General features: G+C 70.1%; 18 protein-coding genes, 1 tRNA gene and 1 pseudogene. 10 read left to right on the top strand and 10 right to left on the bottom strand.

Going from position 1 to position 17311, the window contains the following annotated elements:
- The first annotated feature begins 22 nt into the window (after positions 1 to 22).
- Both GBZ26_RS06545 and GBZ26_RS06540 read left to right on the top strand, forming a co-directional pair.
- Positions 23 to 277 carry a hypothetical protein gene (locus tag GBZ26_RS06545; RefSeq protein WP_174438143.1) on the top strand — a complete coding sequence of 85 codons (255 nt, stop codon included), beginning with the start codon at positions 23 to 25 and terminating at the stop codon, positions 275 to 277.
- A gap of 368 nt (positions 278 to 645) precedes the next feature.
- Positions 646 to 861, top strand: a complete 216-nt coding sequence (locus tag GBZ26_RS06540; protein ID WP_174438142.1) for a hypothetical protein — start codon at positions 646 to 648, stop codon at positions 859 to 861.
- A 106-nt stretch (positions 862 to 967) separates the two neighbouring features.
- Here the strand turns inward: GBZ26_RS06540 and GBZ26_RS06535 are convergent, their stop codons facing one another.
- Positions 968 to 1459, bottom strand: coding sequence for a GNAT family N-acetyltransferase (locus GBZ26_RS06535; RefSeq protein WP_035672483.1), 492 nt, complete (start codon positions 1457 to 1459; stop codon positions 968 to 970).
- Between the two features lie 98 nt (positions 1460 to 1557).
- On the opposite strand from GBZ26_RS06535, the gene GBZ26_RS06530 reads away from it, so the two are divergent.
- Complete coding sequence (locus GBZ26_RS06530; protein WP_174438141.1) at positions 1558 to 2670, top strand: GNAT family N-acetyltransferase; 1113 nt, start codon at positions 1558 to 1560, stop codon at positions 2668 to 2670.
- Positions 2671 to 2681: 11 nt separating this feature from the next.
- On the opposite strand, the gene GBZ26_RS06525 is transcribed toward GBZ26_RS06530, so the two are convergent.
- Both GBZ26_RS06525 and GBZ26_RS06520 read right to left on the bottom strand, forming a co-directional pair.
- Complete coding sequence (locus tag GBZ26_RS06525; RefSeq protein WP_174438140.1) at positions 2682 to 3764, bottom strand: glycosyltransferase; 1083 nt, start codon at positions 3762 to 3764, stop codon at positions 2682 to 2684.
- Positions 3765 to 4165: 401 nt separating this feature from the next.
- On the bottom strand, positions 4166 to 5242 hold the full coding sequence (locus tag GBZ26_RS06520; protein WP_174438139.1) for a CgeB family protein: 1077 nt from the start codon (positions 5240 to 5242) through the stop codon (positions 4166 to 4168).
- Between the two features lie 380 nt (positions 5243 to 5622).
- On the opposite strand from GBZ26_RS06520, the gene GBZ26_RS06515 reads away from it, so the two are divergent.
- Both GBZ26_RS06515 and GBZ26_RS06510 read left to right on the top strand, forming a co-directional pair.
- Positions 5623 to 6345: a phage tail protein gene (locus GBZ26_RS06515; protein WP_174438138.1), complete on the top strand. Its 723-nt coding sequence runs from the start codon at positions 5623 to 5625 to the stop codon at positions 6343 to 6345.
- Between the two features lie 46 nt (positions 6346 to 6391).
- Positions 6392 to 7159, top strand: a complete 768-nt coding sequence (locus GBZ26_RS06510; protein WP_174438137.1) for a phage tail protein — start codon at positions 6392 to 6394, stop codon at positions 7157 to 7159.
- A gap of 51 nt (positions 7160 to 7210) precedes the next feature.
- Here GBZ26_RS06510 and GBZ26_RS06505 read toward each other — a convergent pair whose 3' ends face one another.
- The 4 genes from GBZ26_RS06505 to GBZ26_RS06490 form a co-directional block, all read right to left on the bottom strand.
- Entirely contained in the window at positions 7211 to 8518 is a 1308-nt protein-coding gene (locus tag GBZ26_RS06505; protein ID WP_174438136.1) for a hydroxyacid-oxoacid transhydrogenase, read from the bottom strand.
- An 88-nt stretch (positions 8519 to 8606) separates the two neighbouring features.
- On the bottom strand, positions 8607 to 11249 hold the full coding sequence (locus GBZ26_RS06500; protein WP_174438135.1) for a DUF2339 domain-containing protein: 2643 nt from the start codon (positions 11247 to 11249) through the stop codon (positions 8607 to 8609).
- A 44-nt stretch (positions 11250 to 11293) separates the two neighbouring features.
- Positions 11294 to 12064, bottom strand: coding sequence for a DUF72 domain-containing protein (locus GBZ26_RS06495; RefSeq protein WP_211104611.1), 771 nt, complete (start codon positions 12062 to 12064; stop codon positions 11294 to 11296).
- Between the two features lie 34 nt (positions 12065 to 12098).
- On the bottom strand, positions 12099 to 12449 hold the full coding sequence (locus GBZ26_RS06490; RefSeq protein WP_174438133.1) for a hypothetical protein: 351 nt from the start codon (positions 12447 to 12449) through the stop codon (positions 12099 to 12101).
- 230 nt (positions 12450 to 12679) lie between these two features.
- Between GBZ26_RS06490 and GBZ26_RS06485 the strand changes: the two genes are divergently transcribed.
- Together GBZ26_RS06485 and GBZ26_RS06480 are read left to right on the top strand one after the other, a co-directional pair.
- Entirely contained in the window at positions 12680 to 13990 is a 1311-nt protein-coding gene (locus GBZ26_RS06485) for a lytic murein transglycosylase (RefSeq protein ID WP_174438132.1), read from the top strand.
- Between the two features lie 8 nt (positions 13991 to 13998).
- Positions 13999 to 14391 (top strand): annotated as a pseudogene (locus tag GBZ26_RS06480) (YkvA family protein); the annotation flags it as partial.
- Positions 14392 to 14410: 19 nt separating this feature from the next.
- Here GBZ26_RS06480 and GBZ26_RS06475 read toward each other — a convergent pair.
- Entirely contained in the window at positions 14411 to 14830 is a 420-nt protein-coding gene (locus GBZ26_RS06475; protein WP_174438130.1) for a secondary thiamine-phosphate synthase enzyme YjbQ, read from the bottom strand.
- Positions 14831 to 14939: 109 nt separating this feature from the next.
- Between GBZ26_RS06475 and GBZ26_RS06470 the strand changes: the two genes are divergently transcribed.
- The 3 genes from GBZ26_RS06470 to GBZ26_RS06460 all read left to right on the top strand — a co-directional run bounded on the left by GBZ26_RS06470 (position 14940) and on the right by GBZ26_RS06460 (position 16350).
- Complete coding sequence (locus tag GBZ26_RS06470; RefSeq protein WP_174438129.1) at positions 14940 to 15383, top strand: SRPBCC family protein; 444 nt, start codon at positions 14940 to 14942, stop codon at positions 15381 to 15383.
- A 119-nt stretch (positions 15384 to 15502) separates the two neighbouring features.
- Entirely contained in the window at positions 15503 to 16129 is a 627-nt protein-coding gene (locus GBZ26_RS06465) for a nitrogen fixation protein NifQ (RefSeq protein ID WP_174438128.1), read from the top strand.
- A 135-nt stretch (positions 16130 to 16264) separates the two neighbouring features.
- A tRNA-Tyr gene (locus GBZ26_RS06460) sits at positions 16265 to 16350 on the top strand.
- A gap of 74 nt (positions 16351 to 16424) precedes the next feature.
- Here GBZ26_RS06460 and GBZ26_RS06455 read toward each other — a convergent pair.
- Both GBZ26_RS06455 and GBZ26_RS06450 read right to left on the bottom strand, forming a co-directional pair.
- Positions 16425 to 16787: a hypothetical protein gene (locus tag GBZ26_RS06455; protein ID WP_174438145.1), complete on the bottom strand. Its 363-nt coding sequence runs from the start codon at positions 16785 to 16787 to the stop codon at positions 16425 to 16427.
- Between the two features lie 8 nt (positions 16788 to 16795).
- Positions 16796 to 17200 (bottom strand): response regulator, encoded by a 405-nt coding sequence (locus GBZ26_RS06450; protein WP_014239878.1) that lies wholly within the window; start codon positions 17198 to 17200, stop codon positions 16796 to 16798.
- Positions 17201 to 17311 lie beyond the last annotated feature (111 nt).

Below are 17311 nucleotides of genomic sequence, written 5' to 3'. Positions count from 1 at the left end.
CCTCCAGCCCTGGGAGATTCGAATGAGCGACGTCGCCATGGACCATGTCCGCGCCTTCATCGCCAAGACCCGCGTCGCCGAGATGACGGCGAAGGGCTGGCGCGTGGTCGGCCCCGGCGAGGAAGGCTCCCTGCTGATGGAAGGACCGCAGTTTGGCGGCGCGCCGGTGCGCCTGTCGGCCTTGGTCAACGATCTGTTCGATGATCTGGTCGCCCAGGCGCTGGAGCGCGCCGACCGCATCGACCATGCCGCGGGCCGGCTGCCGCGCGCCGCGTGACGGGCTACGCCCGGCGCACCGTACCCCGCAAAGGATGTACCCCGCCCGGCGGGACGGCCTGTTAACGTCCCGCCGTGGCGGCTTAAGGCTTGCGAACGCCGCCGTGAGGCTCCGCTTCCCTCCTGCCTATGCTGGTCCGGTCGCTACGACCTTCGACGGAAGTCCTTGAAAAGACACAAAGCCTCAGAGAAGCGCCTGCTTTCCTAAAGGAAAGTGGTAATACTTACGGATAAAATCTCCCTATATTTGTCGGTCGCGGGATTACCCCTCAAGACACCAGCCCCACAAAGCCCCCGTTAGTAAGTCGTTAACCGGGACATGGCCAAATAGAGACATCACGAACACACAAGACAAAACGGAGTTTTAAAATGCTGATCGCCACCACCACCGAACAGATTACCTCGTCCTCTCGCGTTCACATCGCCCTGGTCGATGAGTTCATCCAGCTGGCGCTGAACCGGATCGACGGCCAGAACGACCCCTTCGTCCGCGAAAGCCTCGCCGACCTGCTGTCCACCCTGCGCGAGGAGCGGTCCGGCTACCTGGACCTGCTGAACGCCGCGATGCTGGCCAAGGCCGCCTGAGGGTCCCGGACAACCCAGGCATAAGTACCGCGTGGTGGCGATGAGGTCGGGGCCTTCAACAAGTCCCGACCGTCAGCCCACCGAATCAGTCAGCCACCTATTTTCCTCAAGCTTCATCCGCCTGCGCGGCCAGCGCTGCGATCGCATCGCCGGTAAGACGGTAGGGAAGCCACTCCTCCATTTGTTTGAAGCCGATGCGCAGATAGAAATCGCGCGCCGGGTTCCAGTGCAGCACATTCAGGTCGACACGGCGACAGCCCCGCTCATCCGCCAGTTTCGCCACCGTCGCCAGCAGCTTGCGGCCCACGCCATAGCGCCGCGCTTCCGGGGTGACGTAGAGATCCTCCACGAACAGGCCGGCCCGCCCTTCCCAGGTGGAATAGTTGCGGAAGCACAGCGCGAAGCCGACGGGCTCCCCGTCCAGCTCCGCGATCAGCGCCTCGAACACCGGACGCTCGCCCCAGCCGTCGCGCCGGAAGTCCGCCTCGCTCGCCTTCACGGCGTGGGGTTCATTTTCGAACACGGCGAGTTCCCGGACGAAGCGGAGGATGGTCGGGCAATCGGCCTCGATGGCCGGACGGACGGTCACGGTGGGCATGGCAACTCCAAATCTCACGATGGCGAGACGATAGCCGTGCCGGCCACACGGCAACAACCGCTTTGCCATCCGCCGCAGGTGGGCCTAGGCTGCGCGCCATGCGGGACATCCAGACCATCGGTGGCTTTACCGTCCGCGAAGCCCGGCCCGGCGAGCGCCACGCCCTGCTGGCCCTGGTCGCGCGGATCGATGCGGAAAGCGACTTCCTCCTGCGCGAACCCGGCGAACGGCCCTTCTGGGCACGCGATCTCGCCGCCTTCCAGGCGTCCGGCAACTCCACCATCTTCGTCGCCGAGGTTGCCGGGAGCCAATCCCCGGACCTCATCGGTTACCTGAGCGCCTATGGCGGGCGGTTCCGCCGCAACCGCGGCACGGTGACCCTGGCGGTCGGGGTGCGGCGCGCCTGGAACGGACGCGGCGTCGCGACCGCGCTGTTCGCCACGGCGGAGGCTTGGGCGCGGCGGACCAGCGCGCACCGGCTGGAACTCACCGTGGCCGAAAGCAACAGCCGTGCCCTGTCCCTTTACGAACGGCTCGGCTTTCTCGACGAGGGGCTGATGCGCGACGTCCTGCGCGTCAACGGCGCGTGGCGCAGCGAGCGGCTGATGGGCAAGATCATCGGGGCGGACGGCGTTCCGGAATGGTCCGCTCCGGCCCCCGACCCGACCGTCGAGGCGCCACGCCAAGCGCGGATCGGACGGCTGGAGATCCGCCCTGCCCTGCCCGCGGACGCCGCCGCCTATCTCGCCTACGACCACGCGGTGCGCGGCGAGACCCATTTCCTGATGCGCAGCGCTTCCGAATCCCTGCCGGACGTCGCGGCGGCCCGGCGCTTCCTCGCCGAACAGAGGATCGGCGACCGGACGGCGACCCTGCTGGCCATCGCGGACGGAACCATCGCCGGGTCGCTGTCGCTGTGGACCGGCGCCTACGCCCGCACCGCGCACGAGGCCGGTCTGGGGCTGGCGGTGCGCCGGGACTTCTGGGCGCTGGGCGTCGGCGGACGCCTGATCGCCACGGCGGACCTCTGGGTGCGGGCGCGGCGGCTGCACCGGCTGTCGCTCTGGGTGTTCGGCCACAACGGCCGCGCCCGGCGCTTCTACGCCAGGCACGGCTTCCAGGAGGAGGCGGTGGCCCGCCGCCACAGCCTGATCGACGGGCGGCTGGCCGACCAGCTGTCGATGGCCAAGCTCTATGGAGCCAGGCCGTAAAGGAAGGGGCGCTACGCCACCCCCGCCGCTGCCGCCGTCCCTCCCGCGGCCAACTCCTCGAACCGCGCCAGATAGCGTTCCGTCATGCCGTCCAGCGAGTAGCGGGCGCGGGCGACGGCGCGGCAGGCGTCGGGGTCCAAGCCCTCGCAGTCCTCAATGGCGCGGGCCATCTCCTCGGCGTCCTTGACCAGGAACCCGGTGACGCCAGGTTCCACGAGATCGGCCAAAGCTCCGGTCGGGAAGGCCACAACCGGGGTGCCGCAGGCCAGCGCCTCCAACGCCGCGACGGGGGTCGGTTCCGACATCAGGCTGGGCGCCAGCAGGCAGCGCGCCGCCCCCAGCATCCAGCGCTTGCGCCCGAAGCCGATCCGCCCGAGGAAGCGGCGCTTGGGGTCCAGCCGCGGCCGGATCTCCTCCTGGAGGTAGCGCTGCTCCTCGGCACCACGGGACAGGCCGCCGCAGAGAAGAAGCTGCATGTCGATCTGCCGCGCCGCGTCCAGCGCGATATGGAAACCCATCTCCGGCTCGAGATCGCCCAGGCAGACGGCGAAGCGGCGCTTCGGCACGCGGATGTGCAGACGGTCGACCGCCACCCCGATCTCCAGCGGCGGCAACAGGGTCAGCTCCGGCGAGGCCCCCCGCACCTGCGCGGCGGACACCGGCTGGAGGTGCAGCTTCGCCCGCCGCGAGATCAGGGCCTCCGGCCGGTAGCGGTCCAGCGGCAGATAGAGCGTCGCCATGACCGGAACGTCCTGCGGCGGCAGCAACACGTCGAAGTCCCGGACATGGATGTGGACGAGGTCGGGCGCGTGGTCCTCCACCGCTCCGGCGACCACGGTGGCCACGCGCCTCAGAACGGCGGCCTGCGCCCGCTCGTCCGGCGCCTGCCCATGCGCGCCGCCATGGACGCGCGCCAGAGGGATGAGCGTCCCGGCCACAGCCGAATCCTCCGGCGCGATGACGACGGAGCGGTGCCCGGCGCGGACCAGGGCGGCGTCGATGGCGCCGGCCACCTGCTCCGCCGTGCCTTCATTCTCCGGATCGGCGCCGACCGGCGCGAAGGGGGAAGCCACGGTGAGAATGGTCAATGCCATCGCGCGGCCTCCGGCAAATGAAGGCCCAAAGGGGCGCCGACGCTTGGGTGACGTTCTCCTGCCGGTCTGTTCCTACGCATCGCCGCTTCGTTCATCCCATGTCCCTGTGGTGTTATTCATTGGAACTTATTGTCTGACGCACGCTCTTCTTTCTCTCCGACATCTTGGCGGCCTGGAGAAAAGCTGGAATCGGGACAGTCCTGTTGCCATTGCCCCGTTATTGTTTTCTACGAAAATGCGCCGCCGGTAACCGGGGTATTGGAAGTGGATCGACTCGCGGAAGGGATAGCCGTCCTGCACCGGGTTGCCGACCTCGGAACCGGGAACCCGACCGGACGGTCAGGACGCCAAGGGCGGCTTACTTCCAACAGAGGCAAGCCGGGCAACCGGGGAACGCCGGATCAATCGTCGCCGCCCCCCTTGATGTCGAGGATGGAGCGCAACTCCCGCACCCGCCGTTCCGCCGTGTGCTCCTCCAGAACGCGTGCCCGCGCGCGCTGGGCCAGCGTGGCCAGATGGCCGCGCGGCAGCATCATCGCCGTGGTCACGTCGTCGGTTTCCCGCGCGACCAGGATGTCGCGTCCCGGCTCGAAGAAGGTGCCGATCCCCTCCCATTCGTCGGAGATCACCGGAACGCCGCAGGCCGCCGCCTCGAACAGCCGGACGGACGGGCACCAGCCCATCGCCTTCAGGGATTGGCGCGTCACGTTCAGCGTCAGGGTGGAGGAGCAGAAGAAGGCCGCATGCTCCGCCGGGGGCAGATGCCGGACGCAATGGACGTTGGCGCCCCAGGCTGCGTCGTCCGGGTAGCCGCCGCCGGCCAGGACGAACCGCCGCCGCCCCAGCCGCCGGGCTGGCTCGATGAACAGCGTCTCCAGCGCCGCCCGCCGATCCGCGACCCAGGCGCCGAGATGGCAGAGGTCGCCGAGATAGCGCCGCACCGGGTCGGCGGGACGGTGCAGATCCGGGTCGACCCAGGCGTAGAGCGGCGCCACGAACCGCGCGCCCAATTGCGTCTTCAACGCCTCCAGCGCCTGCCCGCCGGTGCTGCTCAGCACGGTGTCGAATCCGCCAAGCCCCTCCGGCGGAAGATAGCCCGGCCGCTCCCCGGATTCGGAGCGGGACAGGGTGATGTGCGTGTCGAGATCGTAATAGACCGTCCTCTGGGCCTTGGACCCCAACACGAGGTGGGAGGCCGCCGCTCCGTCCGCACAACCGGAGGTCACCATCGCGACGTCCGCCTCATCGGCGTGGCGCTGCGCCGCCGCCGCCACATCCTCCCAGCGGTCGTAGAGCAGAAGCTCCCCGCCGGGGATGTCCCACAAATCGCGGTGCTCCGCCCGCCCGGGCGTGTCGCGCTCCAGGAAGACGACGCGGTTGCCCCGCCGCGCCAGGGCCTTGACCAGCCCCCGCCACAGGGTGGCGTGCCCGTTGTTCCAGGAGGAACTGATGGATTGTCCGAAGATGATGATTTTCATGATGTTGGCGCCATGCCTCCGCCCCCGAGCCTCCATCCCGATGGCCCTTCCGGAACAACGTGCCCCGTCCGATGGTGTTCCGGGCGCGGAACCACGCGGAGGGGGTGCCCCACGGGTTCGCCGCCTGAACCGGCACGCCGACTTTTCCCTGCCAGAGCTGCATCCATTGCGTGCAGGTTCCGGAAACCACCGTGCTGTGAAAAAATTTGCATTAAAATGTCGTTCAACCACCTTGACGGGATATGAGAGAATAAAGACGCGAGAGAAGGAATTCATTCAATCGTATGACAACCCTTCACCGACGCCCAGAACAACCCAGGCACCGGGAACACATCATGCGCAAGACTCTTCTTCCTGCCGTACTTGCGATGGCAAGCGGGATGGCTCTGTTCAGCACGCCTGCCGCCGCCTGCAATGACGAGTCGTATATCGGCACCATCTGCACCTTCGCGTTCGACTGGTGCCCGCGCAACTACATCCCGGCCGATGGCCGGACGCTGGCGATCAACCAGTATCAGGCGCTGTTCGCCCTGGTCGGCTTCACCTACGGCGGCGACAAAGCGAACACCTTCGGCATCCCCGACCTGCGCGGCCGCGCCGCCATCGGAACCGGGACCGGCCCCGGCCTGACGAACATCGCCATCGGCGCCAAGGTCGGCCAGCAGGAGCTTCTGCTGTCGGCGGCCCAGGTGCCGCTGCAGCCGCACACCCACGCCGCCACCTTCACCGGCACGGGCGGCGGCTCGGGCGGCTCGACCACCGTCCCCTTCACCGGCACCGTCAGCGTTCCCATCACCAACGGCGGCAACCCGGTGTCGGCCCCGACCTCGGGCACCGTCTATCTCGGTGACGCCTCGGTCAACGACGGCGGCCTCGGCATCACGCTGACGGGGCCGTACAACACCAGCGGCCCGGGCACCGGCGCCAAGGTCGCCGGCACGGCCAGCGGCAGCATCACGGTTCCCAACACCGGCATCACCGGCGGCACCGTGACCGTGGCCCCCGCGTCGGCCGGCGCCACCCAGAAGGTTTCCACCCAGTCCCCGGCGATCGGGCAGACCGTCTGCATCGTGGCCAACGGCCTGTACCCGAACCGTCCGTAACGGGTCCCGGAAGAAAAACCGAACACTCCAACGCCGAGGACACATCATGCGCAAGATCATCCTCTCCGCCGCCTTTGCGATGACGAGCGGCTTGGCTCTGTTCAGCACGCCCGCCGCCGCCTGCAACGTGGAGCCGTACATCGGCACCATCTGCACCTATGCGTTCGACTGGTGCCCTCAGGGCTATGTGGTGGCCGACGGCCGGACCCTCGCGGTCCGCGAGAACCAGGGCCTGTTCGCCCTGATCGGCTACCGCTACGGCGGCAACAACGCGGACCTCTTCGGCATTCCCGACCTGCGCGGGCGCGCCGCCATCGGCACCGGGACCGGTCCGGGCCTGACGAACATCGCCATCGGCGCCAAGGTCGGCCAGCAGGAGCTTCTGCTGTCGGCGGCCCAGGTGCCGCTGCAGCCGCACACCCACGCCGCCACCTTCACCGGCACGGGTGGCGGTTCGGGCGGCTCGACCACCGTCCCCTTCACCGGCACCGTCAGCGTGCCCATCACCAACGGGGGCAACCCGGTGTCGGCCCCGACCTCGGGCACCGTCTATCTCGGCGACGCCTCGGTCAACGACGGCGGCCTCGGCATCACGCTGACGGGACCGTACAACACCAGCGGCCCGGGCACCGGCGCCAAGGTCGCCGGCACGGCCAGCGGCAGCGTCACGGTTCCCAACACCGGCATCACCGGCGGCACCGTGGCGGTCGCCCCCGCATCGGCCGGCGCCACCCAGAAGGTCTCCACCCAGTCCCCGGCGATCGGGCAGACCGTCTGCATCGCCACCGTGGGCCTCTACCCGAACCGTCCGTAACGCCGTCGCGGGCGGCCCTCCCCCACGGGAAGGGGCCGCCCGCCGCTGCGCTTACCAGTAGATCATAGCGTCGGCGTAGAGCCCGCGCAGGTCCTCCTCCGTCACCGGACGGGGGGCGATGGTCAGCAGCCGTTGCTGGGCCATCGCGCCGCGCACCAGATCCGGGATGTCCGCCGTGCCGTAGCCGAGCGCCGACAGGCCGTTGGGCAGATGGGTGGCGCGCATCATGGCGATCAGCCGGGCGGCCAGAACGGCGCCGCCGTCCGCCGGGGACACGTCACGCACCTCCGCCCCCAGCGCCTCGGCGGCGCGCAGATGGCGCTCGGGCTCGGCGGAGCCGGTGAAGCGGAAGGCGGCCGGCGCGTTCAGCACCACCGAGATGCCGTGCGGCACCATCGGGTTCGCCTTCTCGTAGCCGAGCGCCGTGAAATGGTGGTTCATCCCGGCGACGGAATAGGACATGGCGTGCGGGATGTGCACCCCCGCGTTGCCGAAGGCCAGACCGGCCAGAGTCGCCGCGAACATCAGGGCGTCGCGCGCCTCCTCGTCCGCCGGGTCGTTGACGGCGCGCTCAAGATACTGCCCGCCGAGCCGGATCGCCTGGAGGCTGCCGATGTCCGACCAGGGGTTGGCGCCCTGGTAGGGCGGGCGCGGGTTGGCCGCGTCGGGCTTCGGGCGGGAGCGGTAGGAGCGCGCGGTGTGGCTCTCGATGGCGTGGGTCAGCACGTCGAAGCCGGTGGAGGCGATGACGCCCGGCGGCAGGCTGTCGATGGTCGCCGGGTCGACCAGCGCCAAGTTCGGCCGCAGATAGCGGGAGGAGATGCCCGTCTTCACCCGCATCTCGACATGGTCGAAGATGGCGACGCCCGTCGTCTCGCTGCCGGTGCCGCAGGTCGTCGGGCAGGCGATGTGCGGCTTCACCGGGCCGGGCACCGGGCGCCCCTCGCCCAGCGGCTTGTTGACGTAGGCGAGGAAGTCGGCCGGGTGGGTGGCGTAGAGGTTGGCCGCCTTGGCCGTGTCGATCACCGACCCGCCGCCGACGGAGACGTAGCCGTCGAATTGGCCGTCGCGGGCGAAGTCCGCCGCCTCCAGGAAGGACGCGCTGGTCGGCTCCACCGCGCAGCGGTCGTAGACGGCGACGTCCAGCCCCGCCGCCTTCAGCGACTCAAGCGCCGCCGCGAAGGGCGCGATTTCGGCCACATGGGGGTCGGTGAACAGGGCCACCCGGCGCATGCCCATGGCCTTGGCGTCGGTCCCCGCCTCCGCCAGCATGCCGCGGCCGAACTTCATCGACGCGGCCTCCACCGTGAAGCCGCTGTCACCGTTCGGCAGGATGGGATGGGCGATGGGGCTGGTCATGGCTGCGGGCCTCCCTGGCTTGGCTTTTCTGTGTTCGTTGCCATCATCGGAACGCGAGAGGGGGGCGGCTGTCAACCCGACCGTTCGCTCAAGAGACTGTTTGCCCTCCCTGCGGTGCGGCGCCCTGGAGCCGCCGGTAGAGATAGCCGACGCCGATCAGGCTCAGCCCCAGCCCGAGGAAGGACGCGACGCGGTAGAGTCCGCCCAGCTCGGCCATGTCGCTGAGGAAGACCTTGGCGACCACCGCCAGGATCAGCGCCATCGCGGCGTGGCGCAGCCAGCCCAGCCGGTACCGCAGGGCGGCCACCAGCATGAGCACCGCCGCCACCAGGAAGCCGACGGAGTAGCCGTACCATTCGGCGTCCGGCAACTCCGGGCCGGAGAGCACCGGTCCCTGGAAGGCGTGGCGGATCTCCAGCGCCAGATTGGTGCCGAGCAGAACCAGAGGCAACAGCGCGATCCACGGGCGCAGGCGGGCCGGCAGCGGCTCCACCCACAGGAACAGCAGCCCGAGCAGGGCCGGAAGCCCGTAGGCGAGCAACAGCGTGTTCGCCACCGGCCAGGACCCCACCGCCTCGCCGCTCCACAGCGGGTTCAGGGCGACGAGATGCAGCGCCGCCGCCTGAAGCGCCGCCAGCCCGGCCAGGATGCGCCGCCCCCACACCGCCACCGGCCGCGTCCGCCAGCGCCGCCCCGTCGCCAGCAGCAGGGCCAGCGCCAGCCAGACCAGCGTGTGCAGCGCCACCTCGCGCAGCGTGTCGGGCGGCTCGTCCAGCGTGCCGCGGGTCAGCGCCTGAATGCCGAGTGACAGCAGCAGCGTGACGAAGGCCAGCCCGCCGGCCTCCAGCAGAGCGACCACCCCATCATCGCCCTTGCCGTCCGGCGCGGAGCGCAGCCAATGGGCGGCGAGGAAGAAGCCCGCCGCCGGCAGGCCGTAGCCGTAGACGATCCAGCCGAGCCCGTCTTCCCCATACTCCAGCACGGACGGGTTCAGCGCCAGCCGGACCAGCACGGCGCCCGCCACCAGCAGGATCACCGCGCGCAGCGAGCGCAGGCCCATGCGCCGCTCCAGCCACGCCAGCACCGGCACCTGGGCGGCCAGCGCCACCGTCAGCCACGCCTCGCGCAGCATCATGACGGCGCCGAGGCTGAGCGCCCCGACCGCCCCGGCGGCGAAGGCGGCCAGACCGAGACTGACGCCCGGCTGGTGGCGGTGGCGGGCCAGCGGGCCGGTTCCGGCGACCAGCAGCGCCGCCAGCGCCAGGCTCGCCACGGGCCACAGCGTGTCGGCCTGGGGCGGGTCCAGCCGCCAGTAGGCGAGCGCCAGAAGCACCCCCGGCATCCAGGCCGCCAGCGACGACCACAGCGCCGCCCGCGCCGACCGCCACAGGGCGATGAAGCCGCACATCCCGTAGAGCAGGGCGAAGCCGCCCACCGCCCACAGGAACCGCCCGGACTGGAACGGCAGCCCCGCGCCCGGCGGCGGCACGATGGGATGCCCGTCGGCGGTGACGGCGGGCGGCGGCAGCGGCCAGCGCGGCACCGGCCAGCCGGCGAAGGCGAGCAGAACCGCCAGCGCGCCGATCCAGGCGACGCCGGCGATCCGCTCGATCCGCCGCCCCGCTGCGACGCAGAGCAGCCCGAACAGGGCGAGCATCACCAGCGAGCCTGTGCGATGGCCGTCCACGGTGACGAGCATCGCCATCAGCAGCCCCAGCACCGCCACCGCCGCGACGGCCAAACGGTCGGCGCGCGGGCGCCCTTTCCAGCGCAGCATGTCGAACAGGGTGGTGCGCGGCATGGCCTCGACCGGCCCGGCCAGCAGAGCGGGCATCAGGAACAGCCCGGCGGTCAGCAGCAGGTAGATCCCCACCGGCAGGGCGTCGCCGGGGTTCCAGCCGCCGACGTACCAGACCGGCACCCAGCCCGCCGCCCCGACCAGCGTGCCCAGCCCCAGCCAGCGCCAGCCGCGCCACAGCACCACCGTCATGCCGGCGCCCGACAGGGCCAGCAGATAGGCGAACAGCCCCCAGGCCGATCCCCCGATGGACGAGACCAGCAGCGGCGTCGCGAAGCCGCCGAGCAGGCCCAGCGCCGCGATGTAGGGACCCTGCAACAGCGACAGCGCCATCCCCAGCGCCGCCAGCCCGCCGAGCAGCGCGAAGGCCAGCGGCGGGGCGAACAGGTCGTAGAGCACATAGCCGCCATAGACGCTGGCGAAGCCGGTGAACAGCCCGGCCGCGGTCAGGGCCGGGGGCACCGGATCGCGGCCACCCGTCTCCGCCCCTCCGCCGCGCTGGCGCAGCCATTCCCCGCCGACCATCAGCGCCGCGGCGGACAGCAGGCCGAGCGTGACGCGCACGCCGGGGCCGAGCCAGCCCTGCTCGATCGACATCTTGATGAAGAAGGCCGCCGCCAGGGCGAGCGTGGCCCCGCCGAGCCAGATCAGCCAGCGCCCGGCCAGCGCGTCCTCCAGCCGGCTCCACACGGACAGCGGGGGTGGCGAGGGCTCCGGCAGTGGTGGGATCGGCGGCGGTTCCGGCGGAGCCTCCACCATGACGGCGGTGTCCGCGGCGGGAGCCTCGACCGGCGCGGGATCGACCGTCACCGGCCCCTGCACCCGCTCCAGTGCCTGCCGCAGCCGGGCGATCTCGCGCTCCTGCGCCGTCAGCCGGCGGTTGAACCGGTGAGCGACGATGGCTCCGATCAGCACCAGAAGAATGACGTCCATGTCCGACCGCCCCGGCTTCGCTTGCGTTCGCGCAACGATAGCGGTCAGGCGCCGGGCTTGTCTCTCTGACCTGTGGAGGCATCCAAACGGCTCATCAGCGTCAGCGCGTCGTCGACGGCGTGGAAGTCGGCCGTGTTGTCGAAGACGCACCAGACCGGCCGCTCCCGCGCCTCGTCGCGGAAGCGCCGGGCCAGCCGGTCCAGAAGGTCCAGCGGGTAGGCGCTGCGGTACATCACCGGCGAGCCGTGCAGCCGCCAGTAGCGGAAGCCGTCCCAGCCCGCCGGCTCCGCCGCCGCCGGCACCGGGGCCGGGTCGGCGGCGGCGCGGGCCACGGCGTGATCGACCAGCAGGCGGTCCGGCTCCGCCGCGAACCAGCTCGGGTGCCGCGGCTCGCAGACGACGAGACCGGCGAAGCGCTCGCGCAGGGCCGCGAAGAAGGGGCCGGCCACCGCCGGCTCGAAGCGCAGCGTCGGCGGCAACTGCACCAGCAACGGCCCCAACCGGTCGCCAAGATGGCCGACCTCGTGCAGGTAATGCTCCAGTGGGGCGGCGCAGTCCTTCAGCCGCTGCTCGTGCGTGATGGTGCGCGGCAGCTTGACCGCGAAGCGGAAGTCCGGAGGCGCCGAGGCCGCCCAGCGCTCCCAGGTCTCCGGCTTGTGCGGGCGGTAGAAGCGGCTGTTGACCTCCGTCATCGGGAAGACGCGGGCGTAGCGCTCCAGATGCGTGCCCTCCGCCGGGAAGGCCGGGGCGGAAGGTTTCGGGATGCTCCAGCCGGCGCAGCCGATGCGGATGGCGTTGATGGTCCCTTCGGCCAAGCCTCTGCTCTCCATGGGCGCTTGCATTCCCGCCTTAGAACAGCGTCGGCTGCCGCTCGTCCCGCATTGGAACGCCACCGGCGTGGTCGGCGTCGGCGATCAGCCGGGCCATCTCCCGGCGCGCCTTCTCCGCCTCGTAGCCGCCGCGGTAGCGCCCGATGAAGCCCTTCCGGCAGGCCCGGCTGAAGCGTTGCGACGCGGTTTCCCAATCGTCGCCGGGGCGCAGCCAGCTCACGTAAGTGGTGCCGGTCCGCGGGTCGGTGCGCAGGTAGCGGCCATGCCCCTTCGGACCCCGCACCCATTGGCCGGGATTCAGGCGCAGAGCCCCCCGCGCCAGCAGCAGGGACACCTGCGGGGTGAGTTCGATGGTCGGAAAATACGGCATGGCGAACCCTCTCGGCGGCGCGCCGGGGGGCGGGCCGCGAATGTCTCTTCTCTGGTTTCGGAATGCCCTGGATATGGGGATTTCAGCCCGTTTGTTCAAGTTTTGTTCACGGCCAAGCCCTGGCTGTTTAGGAGGGTACTGGGGCCGTCTTTCCTGAACTTGTCCGTTGAGTGAAAGGGCTGTCCGTCCTAGGCTCCGGCACAGCTTTTCCCTGTTGGTCACGAGAGCGCATGCGCCCCCTGCTGTCCCTTCCCGTCCGCCTCCTGCTCGCCACCACGATCCTGGCCGGTTGCCAGACGACGGGCGCCCCGCCCGTTTCGGCCACCACCACGTCCGGAACCGCGAAGGCGACGGCCGCCGCCCCGGCCAGCGTGGCCCCGGCCCAGCCCGCCGTCAGCTTCGCCGACTGGCTGAAGGCCTTGCGCACCGAGGCGCTCGGCCAGGGCATCCGCGCCCAGACCTTCGACCGCGCCTTCGCCAACGTGAAGCTGTCGGACCGGGTGGTCGAGCTGGATTCCTCCCAGCCGGAGTTCAACCGCCAGCCCTGGCAGTATCTGGACAGCGCGGTCAACGACCGCCGCGTCCAGGCCGGGCGCCAGCGCATCCAGGACAACGGCGCGCTGCTGCGCCGCATCAGCCAGCGCTCCGGCGTCCCGGCGGAAATCCTGGTGGCCTTCTGGGGCGTGGAGACCGATTTCGGTAATTTCACCGGCGGCTTCTCCGTCGTCGACGCGCTGACCACGCTGGCCTACGAGGGCCGCCGCGCCAGCTACTTCCGGACGGAGCTGCTGGCCGCCCTGCGCATTCTCGACAGCGGCGACATCCCGCCGGAGCGGATGAGCGGTTCCTGGGCCGGCGCCATGGGCCAGACCCAGTTCATGCCGACCATCTTCCTGAAGCACGCCACCGACGAGGACGGCGACGGGCGGCGCGACATCTGGGGCAGCCTGCCCGACGTCTTCGCCTCCACCGCCAAGTTCGTGCAGGCCAACGGCTGGCGCACCGGCGAGCGCTGGGGCGAGGAGGTCACGCTGCCCGCCGGCTTCCCCTACGAGCAGGCCGAGTACAACATCGCCAAGCCGGTGTCCGAATGGCGCCGCCTCGGCGTCCGCCCGGTGAATGGCGGCGAGCTGAGCGGCGGCGAGGAGGAGCGGGCCGCCGTCCTGATGCTCGCCGGGGCGCAGGGGCCGGCCTTCCTGGTCCGGGAGAATTTCCGGGCGATCATGAAGTACAACCCCTCGACCAGCTACGCGCTGGCGGTGGCGCTGCTGTCCGACCGTCTGGCCGGCCGGTCCGGCGTGCAGGGAAGCTGGCCGCGCCACGAGCCGGCGCTGAGCCGCGACGAGCGGATCGAGCTTCAGGAGCGGCTGGCCTCGCTGGGCATGGAGCCGGGGACGGCGGACGGCATCGTCGGCGCCAACACCCGCAACGCCGTGCGCCGCTTCCAGCAGTCGATCGGCGCCGTGCCGGACGGCTTCGCCACCAAGACGCTGCTGGAACGGCTGCGCCAGTCCGCCGCCCCCGTCCCGGCGGCCGGCTGACGGCAGGCCGGATGCTGGCGGCGGCGAAGGGCTGGGCGCGGCGGATCAAGCGCGACGTGATCGCGCTCTATCTGGCGGCGCGCGACCCGCGGACGCCCTGGTACGCCCGCGTGGCCGCCGCCGCGGTGGCGGCCTACGCGCTCAGCCCCATCGACCTGATCCCCGACGTCGTGCCGGTCCTGGGCTATCTGGACGACCTGCTGATCGTGCCGCTCGGCATCCTGCTGGTCATCCGCCTGATCCCGGCGGCGGTGCTGGAGGAACATCGCACCGCCGCCGCCCGGCTGGCCGCCCGGCCGGTCAGTTACGCCGCCGCCGCGCTGATGGTCGGGATCTGGCTGGTCGCCGCCGTCGCCCTGTTCTGGTGGCTCGCACCCTATGCCGCGGGCTGGCTGGGGTAGAGGCGCGGACGCCTGGCCCTCATTCGCCCAGCAGATGCAGCGCCAGGGTCCGCTCGTGGGGCCGGGTGCGGTGCTCGAACAGGTAGATGCCCTGCCAGGTGCCCAGCGCCATCCGCCCCTCCAGCACGGGGATGGACAGCTGCACCGTGGTCAGCGCGCTGCGGATGTGGGCGGGCATGTCGTCCGGCCCCTCCAGCGTGTGGTCGTAGAGCGCCGGGTCTTCCGGGACCAGCCGCTTGAAGAAGCGCTCCAGGTCGCCGCGCACGTCCGGGTCGGCATTCTCCTGGATGACCAGCGAGGCCGAGGTGTGCCGGCAGAAGGCGGTCAGCAGACCGGTCTCCATGCCCTGGGCGGCGACCCAGCGGGCCACCGGCTCGGTCACCTCGAACAGGCCCTGACCGCGGGTCCGGGTGGTCAGCGTCGTGACGGCCTGCCGCATGTTTGTCGCCCTCCATGCTCGATTGCGCGTCTTGGAAGCGGGTCATCCATACACCAAATCGCTTGGCATTTCCGGCCCGACAACAGGCCCGACCAACAACAGGTGATTCATGGAACTGAACGGCCAGTACCGGATTCCGGCGACGCGCGAGCGGGTCTTCACCGCGCTCTGCGATCCCGCCGTGCTGCAACGCTGCATCCCGGTGCTGGAGGAGATGGACCGGCTGTCGCCCAACGAATACACCGCGCGCGTGCGCGCCACCGTCGGGCCGCTGAACGCGCGCTTCGCCGGCAACGTCCGGGTGGCGCCGGAGGACGCGCCGCGCTTCTACATTCTCTACGCCGAGGGCAAGGGCGGCCTCGCCGGAGCGGTCAAGGGCGAGGCCCGCATCACGCTGGAGGAGGTGGACGGCCATACGCACCTGTCCTTCACCCTCGCAGCGGCGCTGGGCGGGGCCGTCGGCCGGCTGGCGGTCAAGCTGGTCAAGGCCAAGGCAGACCGCGTCATCGACGGCTTCTTCGAGCGCTTCACGGCCGAGGTCCTGAACGGCTGACGCGGATGCCGGGAAGGCTCCGAGAACGCACCTGCAAAAAACCACTTCGCAGTTGCGGGAATTTGATCCACCATCATGGTCATGACCGAACAACCCCCCGATGCGGGAGTTCGCCGACCATGGTTGCCGATATCGCCGATCCCACGGCCCTTTCGCCCCACCCGCCCGCCGACGCTTTGGACGGCGTTCCGGATGGCCCGGCCCTCGACCGGTTGTTGTTCAGCCGCATCGTCGGTCTGGCCGCTCAGCATCCCGGCGGCGTCACCGCCTCCCTGGGACTGGCGCGCGAGGCGCTGGCCGAACTGATCCGGCGGCACGCGGCGGGCTTCGCCCATCTCCTCCCCACCCTGCCGGACCACAGCGGCGTGGACGCCATCGAGGAGGAGGACCTGCGGGCCTTCCTGCTCGACCACCGCGCCGCCGGGACGGTCGAGGAGGAATGGCTGGCCGCCATCGTCGCCCGCCGCGCCCTGGGGCCGAACCATCTCTGGCAGGACATGGGCTTCGCCGACCGGCGGGAGCTGAACGCCATGTTCCGCCGCCATTTCCCGTCGCTGGTCGCGCTGAACAGCGGCGACATGAAATGGAAGAAGTTCTTCTACCGCCAGCTCTGCGAGCGCGAGGGGCTGATGCTCTGCAAATCCCCGAACTGCGAGGTGTGCGACGACTTCAGCGCCTGCTTCAGCGCGGAGGACGGCGACCCGCTGAGCGCCCTGGCCCGCGTGGCCCGTGGCGAGGGGGCCTGAACAAAGATGCGCTGCCGGTGAAGAAAGCCGCTTGACCGGAGCGCCGTCACCCGTTAGATAACGCCACCCGCCGGACGGAAGGCCAAGCAAGGCCCGATGAACGGCAGGTCTCCGATGGTCGCGTCAAGCATCAGCGGAAGGGTGGCCGAGTGGTTAAAGGCAGCAGACTGTAAATCTGCCCGCGTAAGCGTACGCTGGTTCAAATCCAGCCCCTTCCACCATCTGACGCGGCCGGTTCATGACAGGGTCATGACCGGCCGTTTCCTTTTCCAGACAGCGCTGAAGTGTTGGCGTATCAGCGCGGCTGCGCTCCCAGATCCTCGAAGGTCAGGCCCTTGTCGGTGCGGGTGAAACGGCCCTTGCCGTTCACGGTCATCGCCGTCGCGCCCGGCTGCGGCGCGAAGGTCGCCGCGTAATAGCAATCATACTGCTTATCGTCCGGCTTCGGGGCGCCGTTCCGGTATTTGGTGTCCACGCAGCCCTGCTTGCGGAAGCCCTCGAACCCGCGGAAGCCGCCCTGCCCCTGGCCGTCCAGCGCCCGCCGGGTGTGCGTTTCCACCAGTTTGCGCATGTCGGACTCGCCCGGTTCCCCCGAACAGGCGGCCAGCGGGAGCACCGCCAGACCGCACAGCACCACACGCCGCACCACGCCCCCCATTCTCATCCTCACTTGCCGGCCAGCAGGCGGTCCACCCGCTCCTTCAGGGCGCCGAAGGACGGCGGCTTCACGACGAAGCCGTTGACGCCCAGGGACATGGCCTTCTTCACGATTTCCGATTCCGTGTGGTTGGTCAGGAAGACCACCGGCGTGCGGCGGTTCCGCACCTCGGCGCTGGCCCGCAACTCGGCCAGGAACTGCAGGCCGGACACCGGCTTCATGTCGATGTCGCAGACGATCACATCCGGGGTGGCCCGGATGCATTCCCGCATGCCGGTCTCCCCGTTGTCGGCCTCGGCGATCGAGCGGAAACCGATCTGCGAGAGAATCTGCATGATGGTCCGGCGCACGAAGGGCTGATCTTCGATGACCAGGATGCTGTACTGCCCGTAATCGACCGGCTTCCTGTCCATCGCCGCACCCTCCTTCGCCCGAGCCCGGGAAGTTGGCCAAGCACTGGTGGGACCAGCCCATGGTCATACAGTCGACCACTGATAATGCGAGTTCGCCGAACGAGCAACCAA

Source organism: Azospirillum formosense (assembly GCF_013340925.1).
GTDB classification, from domain to species: Bacteria; Pseudomonadota; Alphaproteobacteria; order Azospirillales; family Azospirillaceae; genus Azospirillum; species Azospirillum formosense.
Note: the sequence above shows the minus strand (reverse complement) of the source record. Positions and strands in the feature narration are given on the sequence as shown.